At 31.3% G+C, this 13,197-nt stretch carries 14 protein-coding genes; 7 read left to right on the top strand and 7 right to left on the bottom strand.

Features of this window, described 5'->3' with window-relative positions; genetic code table 11:
* Positions 1 to 212: 212 nt before the first annotated feature.
* The 4 genes from RH82_RS12610 to RH82_RS12595 all read left to right on the top strand — a co-directional run bounded on the left by RH82_RS12610 (position 213) and on the right by RH82_RS12595 (position 3,043).
* Positions 213 to 1,289 carry an OmpH family outer membrane protein gene (locus tag RH82_RS12610; RefSeq protein ID WP_034061233.1) on the top strand — a complete coding sequence of 359 codons (1,077 nt, stop codon included), beginning with the start codon at positions 213 to 215 and terminating at the stop codon, positions 1,287 to 1,289.
* 37 nt (positions 1,290 to 1,326) lie between these two features.
* Complete coding sequence (locus tag RH82_RS12605) at positions 1,327 to 1,836, top strand: OmpH family outer membrane protein (RefSeq protein WP_034061232.1); 510 nt, start codon at positions 1,327 to 1,329, stop codon at positions 1,834 to 1,836.
* Positions 1,837 to 1,905: 69 nt separating this feature from the next.
* On the top strand, positions 1,906 to 2,688 hold the full coding sequence (gene murI, locus RH82_RS12600; RefSeq protein ID WP_034061231.1) for a glutamate racemase: 783 nt from the start codon (positions 1,906 to 1,908) through the stop codon (positions 2,686 to 2,688).
* A gap of 1 nt (position 2,689) precedes the next feature.
* Positions 2,690 to 3,043 carry a hypothetical protein gene (locus tag RH82_RS12595; protein WP_034061229.1) on the top strand — a complete coding sequence of 118 codons (354 nt, stop codon included), beginning with the start codon at positions 2,690 to 2,692 and terminating at the stop codon, positions 3,041 to 3,043.
* A 46-nt stretch (positions 3,044 to 3,089) separates the two neighbouring features.
* On the opposite strand, the gene RH82_RS12590 is transcribed toward RH82_RS12595, so the two are convergent.
* From RH82_RS12590 to RH82_RS12570, 5 genes are all read right to left on the bottom strand, one after another.
* Positions 3,090 to 3,608, bottom strand: a complete 519-nt coding sequence (locus tag RH82_RS12590; RefSeq protein WP_034061227.1) for a gamma carbonic anhydrase family protein — start codon at positions 3,606 to 3,608, stop codon at positions 3,090 to 3,092.
* A gap of 128 nt (positions 3,609 to 3,736) precedes the next feature.
* Positions 3,737 to 4,474 carry a LytR/AlgR family response regulator transcription factor gene (locus RH82_RS12585; protein WP_034061454.1) on the bottom strand — a complete coding sequence of 246 codons (738 nt, stop codon included), beginning with the start codon at positions 4,472 to 4,474 and terminating at the stop codon, positions 3,737 to 3,739.
* A gap of 10 nt (positions 4,475 to 4,484) precedes the next feature.
* On the bottom strand, positions 4,485 to 4,985 hold the full coding sequence (locus RH82_RS12580; RefSeq protein WP_156112474.1) for a hypothetical protein: 501 nt from the start codon (positions 4,983 to 4,985) through the stop codon (positions 4,485 to 4,487).
* 4 nt (positions 4,986 to 4,989) lie between these two features.
* Positions 4,990 to 5,325 carry a hypothetical protein gene (locus RH82_RS12575; RefSeq protein ID WP_034061224.1) on the bottom strand — a complete coding sequence of 112 codons (336 nt, stop codon included), beginning with the start codon at positions 5,323 to 5,325 and terminating at the stop codon, positions 4,990 to 4,992.
* Positions 5,326 to 5,327: 2 nt separating this feature from the next.
* Positions 5,328 to 7,514: a histidine kinase gene (locus RH82_RS12570; RefSeq protein ID WP_034061223.1), complete on the bottom strand. Its 2,187-nt coding sequence runs from the start codon at positions 7,512 to 7,514 to the stop codon at positions 5,328 to 5,330.
* A gap of 198 nt (positions 7,515 to 7,712) precedes the next feature.
* Here RH82_RS12570 and RH82_RS12565 point away from each other — a divergent pair, with 198 nt between their 5' ends.
* Together RH82_RS12565 and RH82_RS12560 are read left to right on the top strand one after the other, a co-directional pair.
* Complete coding sequence (locus tag RH82_RS12565; RefSeq protein WP_034061222.1) at positions 7,713 to 8,732, top strand: SIMPL domain-containing protein; 1,020 nt, start codon at positions 7,713 to 7,715, stop codon at positions 8,730 to 8,732.
* An 86-nt stretch (positions 8,733 to 8,818) separates the two neighbouring features.
* Positions 8,819 to 9,994, top strand: a complete 1,176-nt coding sequence (locus tag RH82_RS12560) for a vWA domain-containing protein (RefSeq protein ID WP_034061221.1) — start codon at positions 8,819 to 8,821, stop codon at positions 9,992 to 9,994.
* Positions 9,995 to 10,073: 79 nt separating this feature from the next.
* On the opposite strand, the gene RH82_RS12555 is transcribed toward RH82_RS12560, so the two are convergent.
* Positions 10,074 to 11,084, bottom strand: coding sequence for a PorP/SprF family type IX secretion system membrane protein (locus tag RH82_RS12555; RefSeq protein ID WP_034061220.1), 1,011 nt, complete (start codon positions 11,082 to 11,084; stop codon positions 10,074 to 10,076).
* A 259-nt stretch (positions 11,085 to 11,343) separates the two neighbouring features.
* On the opposite strand from RH82_RS12555, the gene RH82_RS12550 reads away from it, so the two are divergent.
* Positions 11,344 to 12,246: a NifU family protein gene (locus tag RH82_RS12550; RefSeq protein ID WP_034061218.1), complete on the top strand. Its 903-nt coding sequence runs from the start codon at positions 11,344 to 11,346 to the stop codon at positions 12,244 to 12,246.
* 177 nt (positions 12,247 to 12,423) lie between these two features.
* Here the strand turns inward: RH82_RS12550 and RH82_RS12545 are convergent.
* Positions 12,424 to 13,197: T9SS type B sorting domain-containing protein (locus RH82_RS12545; RefSeq protein WP_241148063.1), on the bottom strand; the 774-nt coding region annotated here is incomplete at its 5' end.

The raw sequence follows: 13,197 nt of genomic DNA, 5'->3' as shown, positions 1-13,197 counted from the left end.
AAAAAGACATTTACATATGATCTAATTTTACTAACTATATGTTTTTGGCACGATATTTTCAATGATTAATTTGAGGATTTGATTCAAGAATTAAAATTTTTACAATTAAAATTCGTTATTTTGAAAACTATAGTATTTGAAATAAGACAGAATTACAATTTAAACTGTCGGTTTTTTTGAATTTATGTTATTAAATATTAAAATATAACCAGATGAAATTTAAAGTTCTTTTTTTATTGACCCTAGTATCAATGTTATCTTTTCAATCTTATGCGCAAGGACGTGGCGTAAGAATAGGATATATAGATACTGAATATATTTTACAAAACGTTCCTGAATATTCTGAAGCGACTTCACAGTTAGAAACAAAAGTTCAGAAATGGAAAAAAGATATTGAAAAACAATTAAAAGGTATAGCACAAAAGCGTACCAATTTAAATAACGAGAAAGCGCTTTTAACTAAAGAATTAATTGAAGAACGCGAAGAAGATATCTTTTTTGAAGAAAAGGAGATATTAGATTATCAGCAAAAGCGATTTGGACCTAATGGAGATTTAATGATCCAAAAGCGACAACTTATGCAGCCCGTTCAAGATCAAATTTTTCAGGCTGTTCAGGACATAGCAAAAGCTAAAAAATACGATTTTATTTTCGACAAATCTGCAGATGTAGTTATGTTATATTCAGCAGAACGTTTTGATATAAGTGAACAGGTTTTAAGAACAATAACGCGCTCTTCTAATAGAAAACAGTTAAAGTCTAAAAAAGAGAAGAAACAAGCTAAAGAAGAAGATGTAACTGTAGAGATTGACGGAAGTAAAGATGCAAGACAACTAGCTTTAGATAAGAAAAAAGCTGATAGAGCTGCTTTAGTAGAAGCGAGAAAAAAAGTAGTAGCAGATAAAAGAGCAGCTGCCATTGCTGCAAGAGAAAAACTGAAACAAGAGAAATTAGAGGCTAGAAATAAATTAAAAGAAGGTACTGAGGAAAAAGTAAGTGACGAAGGGACTACCCAGGAGCAAACAAATAAAGAAGAAAGTACCGCGGAGAAAACAAGTACAGCAGGAAAAGCTGGAGATAAAAAAGCCGAAACTGAAGATGTGCCTAAAACAAAAGAAGAAATTCTAGAAGCACGTAAACAAAAAAAATTGGCAGATAGAGCAGCTAGAAAAAAAATACTTGACGATAAAAGGAAAAAAACTTTAGAAGATCGTAAGAAAGCAAAAGAAGAAAAAGAGAAAGAGAAAGAGAAAGAAAGTGCTCCAATAGAAGAGAATCAAGACGATTAAAATTAATAATTTATAACAGACAAATACTATTTTAAAAATGAAACAAATTAAAACATTACTAATTGCAGCAACATTATTTTTTGGAGCTACTAGCTTTACAAATGCTCAATCAAAAGTTGCTCATATTAATACCTCTGAGTTAATTCAGTCTATGCCTGAGACGATAAAGGCACAAGCAGATATGGAAAGTGTTGGTAAAACTTACCAATCTGATATCGAGGCTATGAAAAAAGACTTAAAAGCTAAAACTGATCAATACGAAATAGAAGCAACTAAAAAAACTCAAGAAGAAAACGAGAAGCGCTATGTTGAAGTACAGACAGATCAACAATCTATTCAACAATATGCTCAAAATGCACAAAAACAATTACAACAAAAGGAAATAGATCTTTTAACACCAATTACCGAAAAGGCTAAAGCTGCAATTTTAAAAGTAGCAAAAGCTCAAGGTTTTGATTACGTGTTAGATTCTGCTCAAGGTGGAGGCGTAATTATGGCTCAAGGTAAAGACTTACTTTTAGATGTAAAGAAAGAATTAGGGTTCTAAGAAAAGCCTAAAACAAATAGTACTAAAAGCCGACTTATTAAGTCGGCTTTTGTATTTTTATAAACTAATATGAGTATACAACCTATTGGCATATTCGATTCTGGTGTTGGTGGCACTTCCATTTGGAAGGAGATTCACGCATTATTACCTTACGAAAATTCTATTTACTTAGCCGATAGTATTAATGCGCCTTATGGACCAAAAGGTAAAGACAAAATTATAGCGCTTAGTATTAAAAATACCGAGTTCCTTTTAGAAAAAAACTGTAAACTTATTGCTGTTGCCTGCAACACTGCCTCTACAAATGCTATTACCCTTTTAAGAAAAAAATACAGTGTCCCATTTATTGGTATAGAACCAGCGATAAAACCAGCGGCATTAAACACAAAAACAAAAGCTATAGGCATTCTGGCAACTAAAGGCACACTAACTAGCGCTTTGTTTCACAATACATCTAATTTATATTCTAATGGGATAACCATTATAGAGCAAATAGGAGAAGGTATTGTACAATTAATTGAAAGTGGTAAGTTGGGCTCGACAGAGATGGAAACCCTTCTTAAAAGCTATTTAAAACCTATGCTTGAAGCTAACATAGACTACTTAGTGTTAGGTTGCACACATTATCCATATCTTATTCCAATGCTTACTAAATTGCTTCCGAAGCATGTTAAAATTATAGATTCTGGCTTGGCCGTAGCAAAACAAACACAATCTGTTTTAGAACAACATCAATTATTAAATATTGAAACAGTAAAACCTAGAAACGCGTTTTATATAAATTTAAAGACGACAGAAGTGATGCAATCACTTCTCGGACAAAAGTCTGAAGTTGATTATTTAGAGTTCTAATATGAAGAAACTGCTCTTTGTTTACAATGCTGATTCTGGAATTGGAAATACCATTTTAGATGTTGCGCATAAGATATTTAGTCCAAAAACTTATAATTGTAATTTATGTGCTATTACTTTTGATACCCTTTCTGAAAACAACCATTGGAAAGATTTTAGAAAATCATCTCCAGTAAATATGGATTTTCTCCATAGTGATGAATTTGAAAAACTGTATCCAAATTCAAAATATGAGTATCCAATAATTTTGTCTAAAACTGAAGATAATCTCTCTATATTAATTTCGTCTAAAAAAATTAAGGCTATCCCTTCTAGTGAAGCATTAATTAGCGAGATAAAAAACCGAATAGATTAGTCAGGTTTTGACACCGATTCAGCATCAATTTTCATACTGATAGAAACTATTCTTCTTTAAACCAACTTGAATATTTTACATAATTTTCTGCAATGCGGTTTATTTCTCCATTTATTAATTCCTTACTAATGTCTTTCACCTTTTTTGCTGGAACTCCTGCGTAAATACTTCCAGATTCTACAGTAGTGTTTTGCGTAATAACTGCTCCTGCAGCAACAATACTATTGCTTTCAATTACACAATTATCCATTACAATACTTCCCATACCTATAAGCACATTATCATGAATAGTACAACCATGTACAATGGCGTTGTGACCAATAGATACATTATTGCCAATAGTCGTTGGGTATTTTTGATAGGTACAATGCACGACTGCTCCATCTTGTACATTTACCTTATTACCTAGTTTTATATAATTTACATCGCCTCGCAAAACGGCATTAAACCAAATGCTACATTGTTTTCCTACTTGTACATCTCCAACAATAGTTGCATTTTCTGCTATGTAGCAATCTTCTGGTAATTGTGGTGATTTTCCGTTTACTGGTTTTATTATTGGCATAGTCTAATTCCTTTGAAAAAAGGAATCTCATGACTTTGAGTTATGAGACTCCTTATTAATATTTATTATTTCTTCTCGCTTTGTTTGAGGTTGTTTTCATTACTAATATTACAAAATTAGCAGGAATTTTACTTAAAATAAGATAATAATTCAGATTTTCTAGATGGTGAAACCATTACTTGCTTACCGTTGCTTAAAATTACACTTCCTCCTTTTCCTTTTACATATTTTACAACTTCGTTAACGTTAACCAAGTAACTTTTATGCACACGTGCAAAGTTTGAATCCTGTAATGCTTGCTCAAAATATTTAAGTGTTTTACTAACTACTGTCTTCTTGTTGGTATTTAGGTAGATTTCGGTGTAATTATCATCGGCTTTGCAAAACAAAATATCTGCTGTACTTATAACTTCAAAACCATTTTGCTGCGGAATCGTTATTTTTCCAGCTACATTATTACTCGTTTTTGGAACCAAAACTTGATCTTGAAGTGCATTTTCTTTGGTTTTTATCTCTACTACGTAATCTACTGCTTTTATTAAATCGTCTATAGCAATAGGTTTCATTAAATAATAGCTTGCGTGCGCATTTAAGGCATCTAATGCGTAATTGTTGTATGCAGTTACAAAAACGGTTTCAAAGTCTCTGTCGCCAACTTTATCTAACAAATCGAAGGCATTACCATAAGGCATTTCTACATCTAGAAATACTAAATCTAATTCGTTATTCCTTATTAATTCTAAGCCTTCATTAATGTTCGCAGCTTCACCAATAACATTTACATTTGGACAGTATTTTTTGAGATAGTTTTTAAGGATCTCTCGACTTATTTCTTCGTCTTCTACTATTATTGAGTTTAGTTTCATATGCAATTCGTTATTTTGTTTCAACAATAGTAATTGAAACATAATTATTATCTTTTAATTTTAATCTAGAAATGCTGTTATGGTATTTAAATTTTTGTAAAAAATACTTATCCAAATATTCTTCTTCTTCAGTAAATTTACCATTTACAATATATTCTCTTTTACAAGGAATTCCACAGTACAAAATAATTCGACTCTTGATATGTACTATTCCATAATATGCTCTTTTTCCTAATTTATCAATGAAATAATTATTTTTCTGTTTAAAATAACTATAATTTCTTGCTGGTTGTTCCATCAATTCTATATCACCTTTATCTAATTCTGAGTACAGCTTGTATGGTTTTGAATTCACAATTATTAAAGGATTATTTGTAATTAAACCTTTTTCAGAATACATTTTTATATAATCTGATAGTTTGACATTGTAGTTTACAACTGTCGCTTTATCTGCTGATTTACAACAGAGAATTATAAAAAATGACAACAATATTAAAACTCTAATTTTCATATTGCTATTGTTCAATTTCCTCTAAACATTGATTTGTGGTTATTATTATAACGCTATTCCCTTCTTTTCCGTTTGCACCTTTAATACTTTGTATAGTAAGGACATTTTTGTTTTCTATTAATATTAAAACTTCTTGTTTTGATGAGATTAAGCCATCTTTAACCCAAAGTAAATCTTCATAATTTTCAACATCTGTAATATGTGTTTTTAACTCTTCAAAAGAATTAATCTCTAAAGCAATTTTCCCATTAACAAACTCAATACATTGTTTTCTTTCTTTAGCTGCTTTGCAACTAAATATTAAAATAAAAACTACTAAATAAAAAACTATAACTCTCATTTCTAATCCTTTTTCAAAGTCACAACCACCTTTGTTCCTATATCAACTTCAGTTTGTCCTTTATATAATTCGTCTATAGAAACATCAACTTTATCTTTATACATTTCATTTAAAATAGCCACACGCTTTTTAATATTACCCATGCCTTTGGAATTCTGTTTTAGTTGGTTTTCGGTTTTAAGTGTTTTAGATTTTTCGCGACCAATACCATTATCTGTAATGGTTATGGTAATTTCATCTTTACTCTTTTTAGTAATAGAAATATCAAGTTGTCCTTTTTCTTCTTTATAGCGTAATCCATGCCAAACCGCATTTTCTATATAAGGTTGGAGTAACATTGGTGGAATTTGATACTCTTCAATAGCAATCGCTTCGTCTACTGTAACTGTATAGTCGAACTTATCTTGAAATCTAAAATGCTCTAATTTGGTGTATAATTGTAGTAATTCTACTTCTTTTTCCAATGGAATAAAATCTTGCTCACTATTTTCTAAAACGGCTCGCATCAACTTAGAAAAATCACTTAAATATTTATTTGCTGTACGCTCATCGTTAGTGGCAATAAAACTATTTACAGAGTTAAGAGCGTTGAATATAAAGTGCGGATTCATTTGGCTTCTCAACGATTTTAAAGCTAACAAATTATTTGCTAAACGTTGCTGCTTAATATATTTATACATTAAAAAACCTGCAAAAAGTAATAATAGTAATCCACCAATAAGCGAATAAATTATTATTTTCTGGTTCTTATTTTGCTCCTGGTTTAAATTATATCTGCTTTCGGATAGTTCACGATCACTTTCCAGAGACGTAATACGGTTTTGTTTATCTGTGATTTTTTTGTTGAAACGCGCAGCCTCTGTAATTTGTTGTTCTTTTTTTACAAAAAGGGCTTCTACAGACTTAATATACTCGTTATACGCTTTTTTTGCATTTTCAAAATCGCCAACCTCTTCAAATACTTCAGACAGCTTTCTATTAGCGTCCTTTTTTACTACTAAATCTTCGCGCTCTCCTGCTTCCAAAATACTTTTTTCAAAATAAGGGATCGCTTCAACATAGTTTTTTTGCATAAATAAAGCATTCCCAATCTTATAGTTTTGCTTTTGCGTGGTATAACCGCTTTCAATATCTATTATAGAATCTCTCTCAATATCTTTTATATCTAAAATAGCTTCTTCTCTCAAACGAATTTCATCATCAAAATTTCGATTAGAATAATTAAAATCGGCAACTTTAACTTTCTCTTCAATTGCTCTTTTCTTGTTTTCTTTTGATGCCAAATTAAGGGAGTTACTAAAATATTGTTTTGCTTTGTCCGTTTTACCACTGGCATCAAATGTTTGTGCTATTTTAGAATTTAAGTCGGTTACCTTAGGCGCAATTAAATGTTTTTGAGCAATGCTTAATGCTTCTTTATATGAAGCAACAGACTTTGTGTAGTCTTTCATTCTATAATACACATCACCAAGCCCTTCATTTAACTCAACCAATTGATAATTAGAAAGTTCTTTCTGATTTAATTCCTCTAAAACCGAAATACTTTCCTGATAATTATTATTCATCATATAGGCTTTGCCTAACTTCAGTTCTACTGCGTTAGCCTCAAAACTATTTAGGCTTATTCTATAATTAGAGACTGCTAAATCGTATTGTTTCCAATACATATAAACATCGGCTAATACTTCGAAGGCTTCGGAATTCTGTTTAACAGATGTGCTAATTTTAATACTCTCTGTTACAAACTGAATACTTTTTTCGGCAGACTTCTTCCTATAGACTAATGCGGAATCTATTAAGCTATTAAACGAACTGTTTTGTTTACGTTTAAATAAATTAACATCGGAATGCGATGTTCTTGCTAAAACGTTTACAATAATGCGCTCGTCACTTTTTACAGTATAATATATGGTCTCAAAATCTTTATGACTAATAATAAGCTCGTCTCCAATTTTTGCAAGCACTCTAAATTCTCCAGCTCCATTAGAAGATGTATAAGCACCACCATTTACTTGAACGTTAACGTCTTCAATTGCTTCGCGCGAGTCTTCCTGCTTCACTAAGCCACGAATGTCGTGAAAATCGTTATCGTTTTGGTTTATACTAACAGGGCTACCTTGTTGTGCGTACGAAGTAATGGTGCACAAAACAAGTAAAATACAACTGATATATAATTTAATGTTTTTCATTTTATTTACTAAAAGATAAACTTACATACTTTAATTGGCATAATAAAATGAGTGGTCTCGAAACTGGAGCATTACAGAGAGAAAATGACATTGTTTACTCATTTACAAACCAAGGTTACTCATTATAAAGTAGCGTTCACTCATTCTGGTTTTTATTTAAAAAAGGTTGCTTATAAGTTTACATCAAAATAAAAACACATGAAATACTCGATTTACTTAGTCTTCTTATTATGCTTCTCTTTTGCATCTTCACAAATTAGAGGTAATGCAACTATTTCTAGACAAAATGTTATTCAAGCAAAATCACTTGGTAATGCCAATACTTATCGAAATAACATGAATACTTTTAGACAGCGCAACCTAGTGCCAAATCCGATAATTACAATAGATGTAAAAGCACTTAATAATATTGTAGCAGATTCTTATACAGCTGTTTTTAATCTGGTTCAAATTGGTGAAACTGCAGAAGAAACGAACAAATTAATGAATGAACGTGTTAACAGTGTAAAAAACACACTAGCAGCTCAAGGCCTATTTAGAAAGGATATTATTATAGATGTTATTTCCTTTGTTCCAGTTTACGAAACTGTAGTTGAGAAAAAACTCTTTAGCAAAACGTACACTGAAGTCCCAAAAGGTTTCGAGCTACAACAAAACCTACATATTAAATTTACGAAAGTTAATCAGTTTGAAAAAATACTTGCTGCTTGTGCAAGAAATGAAATTTACAACTTAGTAAAAGTGGATTACTTTATTGATAATATAGAAGCTGTTTACACAAAATTGAGAGCCGAAATACTTAAAATTCTCAAAGAAAAAAAACAATTTTATTTAGATTTAGGTTTCGATTTAACACATTACAAACCTACTATAGCAGACATAAAATACTGCCATTTTCCCAGAGAATTCTATAAAAGTTATCAAGCTTTTAATAGTATTTCTTTTGAAGCACTAAAAAAGCCGAGAGGTGTTGTTAAAGCAAAAAAGCAAACCTCTTATTATTACGATCCATTGTCTTTTAAGGAATATGATATTGTAATAAATCCGTCTATTGTAGAACCTCTAACACAAATAGGTATGGAAATAAAACTACAGTATAAAGAGAAACCTGAAGCACCAAAACCTACAGAAAAGGTAAAAGAAGTAATAAAAAACAAATATTTTATACTGTCTAAAGACGGAGAGATTAAAGTGAAGGAACTAAAATTAGAAAACTAGAAGTGTGCATGCCAAAAAGGCCGGCAACTAAGAGCATGATTAATAGTAAAACGCTTGTGACCATAAAAAATACTAAATAAAAACACATGAAAACAACACTTAAATTCAGCTTAATCGCATTAATAACCTTTTTCTTTTTGGCTTGTAATGCCAACAATAAAAAGCAAACAGAGCGTTTGGCTCTAAACCAAGCTATTGAAACAATTGATCCAGCAACTCCAAAACCAGACAAGCAATACATTAAAGTGGCATTACTATTAGACACCAGTAATAGTATGGATGGATTAATAGATCAAGCAAAAGCACAACTTTGGGAAATTGTAAACGAATTATCCTATGCAAAATATAAAAACGATAAGCCAAATCTAGAAATTGCAATTTACGAATATGGAAACGACAATTTAAATAGTGAACAAGGTTACATTAGACAAGTATTAGCATTTAGTGATGATTTAGATGAAATTTCTAAACAACTCTTTTCATTAACTACAAAAGGCGGTAACGAATATTGCGGATATGTAATAAACACGGCATTAGATCAATTAAAATGGAAAGACAATCCCGACGATTTGAAATTTATTTTTATTGCTGGAAACGAACCTTTTACTCAAGGAAAAATAAGCTACAAAGACGCCTCAAAACGTGCACATAATAAAGACGTAACTGTAAATACTATTTTTTGTGGTGATTACAATCAAGGTATTTCTGGTTACTGGAAAAATGGAGCAGATTTAGCTCATGGCGATTATATGGCAATAAACCATAACCAAGAAACTGTTCATGTTGCAACACCTTATGATAATGCTATTCTAAAACAAAACAACAACCTTAATAAAACTTATGTAGCATATGGTAATCAAGGTAGGCAAAAAATGAAATTACAAGCCGAACAAGATAACAATGCTCAAGGTTACAGCAGTGCTAATGCAGTGAGCAGAACAGTAAGTAAAAGCTCTCACTTATATAAGAATTCGTCTTGGGATTTAGTAGATGCTTCAAAAGACAAAGCGTTTAAATATGAAACCTTACAAGAAAATGAATTACCTCAGGAACTTAAAAACAAAAGTGCGTCAGAAATAAAAAAGTATGTTGCCACTAAAAAGAAAGCACGTGATACAATTCAGCAAAAAATCCAAGAATTAAACAGTAAACGAAAGGATTATATTCTAAAGGCAAATAAAGACAACAGCAACGGATTGGAAAATGCCATGATAAAAGCAATAAAATCTCAAGCCAAAGCTAAAAACTATACTTGGAAATAATTCTAAACTTTAATAATTAAAAAAAAAGACGCGCATCGACATTCGACTTTTGCATGATCTTTTGTTTAATATATTGTGTTTAGTTAATTGCTGGACAATTACAACTGTAACGCTCTTTAGAACAACCAAAGTTATACCCTAATGTTATTTGGTGAAAACCACCATTATTAAACACTACAGAATTTGCTTGGTAACTATAGGTATAAGCAAACATAAAGTCATCCATGTTAACACCTAAAAGTGGCGTTATATATTGTAATTTTTGGCTACTTACTCCAGTACCATCAACAAAATCAGCACCATCTAAACTTCTTCGGTAAGAGATTCCTCCCCAAACTTTACCAAAGTCCATTGTTTTATATGCTTTAAGGTTAACATCGAAAGAAGCTTCTTCTGTTGCATCTCTATACATAAACATTACTGAAGGTTCAAAACTCCAATCGTTATTATAACTACTAAAAGTATTCCCTAGAGAAATAATATAAGTTCTTAAATTGTTATAACTTAAACCTTGCTCATTAAAATTTACACCTTCATTTTCTAGTAGGTTTTTTACAGTGGCATGCGCATAAAAATCATATAAATGGTAAGAGAATCCAAAATCTACATTAAAATTAGTAGCAGATTGCTCTATTCCAGCAATAATAGGGTCAAACCCGTCTTGTAAAAAACTAGTTTCGTCTAATTTATATTGAATTACGCCAAGACTTAAACCAAAAGAAAGCATGTTTAAATCTGATGTGCTTCTAGAAAACATAAGGTGGTGTGCATACGTTAAATATGCTCCTGTTTGAGAATGGTAACCATTTTTGTCAGAATATACTATCCCTCCAATTCCAGATTGAGTATCACCAATTCTACCATTTATACTTGCGGTCAATAACGCAGGAGCATCATCGTCTCCAAACCATTGTTGACGTCCTGTAATTCTAACCTTAGAACAATTAGCTACTCCAGCCATCGATGGATGAATTAAATAATAGTTGTCTGTTAAATAATCTGAATATACTGGAAGTCCTTCTTGTGCACTTGAAATTTGGGTGCTAAAAAACACTATAATTGCCAATATTAATAACCTTTGTAATCTCATAATTTTTTTTTTCAAGGTAAATTTTGGTTCAAAACGTATAGCGAATGCTATTATAACTCTCAACTGTTGAATAAATTATATAGATGCCAAATATATAAATTTACTTTGTATTATTTATAGTCTAAAAAGTTAAAGCTCCGAAGATAAAAAGGATTTAACAAAAAAGCTAAATTTTCCCACTTATTAAAGCCCAATTTCTGCATCAAATATATCGATATCTCTTCTTACTTTTAGTATTTTTGCAAAAAAACATTGAAAAATGAATACTTTTAAAATTACAACACAAGAAACTTCAAATCCTACAATATTAAAATTTGAAGTCAATCAATTTATAACGCAACACCAAAGTTTCGAATTTAATAATATCGATGAGGCTAAAGCCTCTCCTTTAGCTCAACAATTATTCTATTTACCTTTTGTGAAAAAAGTTTATATAACAAGTAATTTTATTGCTATTGAACGTTTTGGTATTGTAGAATGGCCAGATGTGCAAAATGAAGTTTCCGAACAAATTGAAAACTACTTAAATGACGGTAACATCGTTATAAATCAAGATATAGCTCCTAAAAAAATTCCAGTTACCGTTTACGCCGAGAGCACACCAAATCCTGGAGTTATTAAATTTGTGGTTAATAAAAAAATTGCTACTACCGCTTTCGAGTTCACTTCTATAGATACAGCAAAATCGTCTCCTTTAGCTACAGAATTATTTCATTTCCCTTTTGTAAAAGGTGTTTTTATAGATGAAAATTATGTTTCTGTAACAAAGTATGATGTTGCCGAATGGAATGATATTACAAATGAACTACGTGAATTTATTAGATCTTATATTGAAAATGGTAAAGAAATCATTACTTCAAATGCACCTGAAGTAATAGAAAAATCTATAGAAAAAGTTGAAGCACATTTTGAAACCTTAGACGACATCTCTAAAGAAATCATTAATATCCTTGAAGAATATATAAAGCCTGCTGTTGCTAGTGATGGTGGAAATATTCAATTTGATTCTTATGATGAAAAGACTAAAACGGTTAAAGTTATCTTGCAAGGTGCTTGTAGTGGTTGTCCTTCATCAACATTTACTTTAAAAAACGGTATAGAAAATATGCTAAAAGAAATGCTAAAAGGTAAAGTAAATACAGTTGAGGCAATCAACGGTTAATCTTTAACAAACCATTTCATCAGATTATTATCTTTTAGATAACTAAAGATATCATTTTCGAGTAAGCTTAAAAATCAGTTTTGAATTAAATTTAAAATTACTAACAAATCATAAACCAAAAACGCCCGAACATTAGTTCAGGCGTTTTTAGTTATAATATTACTTGTCTTTCTTTCTCTATCTCTTTAATGTAAAGTGAGCACGTATTGATTTCTTTTCATCTGTACTTGGTTCTCTGTATTCTAAAGTAAACCAGTAGTCGCTTGTTGGTACTGGATTGCCATTGTAAGTACCATTCCATCCTGCACCTGTTGGACTTAATTGTTTTAGTAGCTTTCCATAACGATCGAAGATGTAAATCACAGCATCTGGTTGGTTACCAATAGCAGATATATTCCAAGTGTCATTATAACCATCACCATTTGGCGTAAAGTAATGTGGATAATCCATAACCATAATAGTTATTGTACTTTCTCCACAACCTATCCTATCTCTTACTGTTATGGTGTGCTGTCCTGCTGCAACATCTGTAAAGGTGTACATACTATCGTTTGGCTCGTTGGTTTCCCAACTACCACCATCTAGACTAAACTCGTATATTGCTATGGAGTTGTTTGTAGCATCGCTTGCACTTGCTGTTACCGCAATATCATGTTGATCTGCAAAGGCTAAGCTTGTTACTTCTGCGTCTATTACTGGTGGCTCGCTTACTGTTACAAAAGTGTCTACTGGTATACTTGCACATCCTGTAGCATTATCTGTAGCTATAACACTATAAGTACCGCCGCTTGTTGGCGCTATACTTGAACCTGTTTCGCCGGGTAATACTATGCCTTCTAATGACCATACAAAAGTATATAATGTAGCATCTAAGCCTGTGTCTATTACTGGCGAATTTATAATTTCTGTACCATTAGTATTGATACATAATAAATACTCAGCTTCTAAAGT

The organism is Lacinutrix jangbogonensis (genome assembly GCF_000797445.1).
In the GTDB taxonomy this organism is placed as follows: domain Bacteria; phylum Bacteroidota; class Bacteroidia; order Flavobacteriales; family Flavobacteriaceae; genus Lacinutrix; species Lacinutrix jangbogonensis.
Note: the sequence above shows the minus strand (reverse complement) of the source record. Positions and strands in the feature narration are given on the sequence as shown.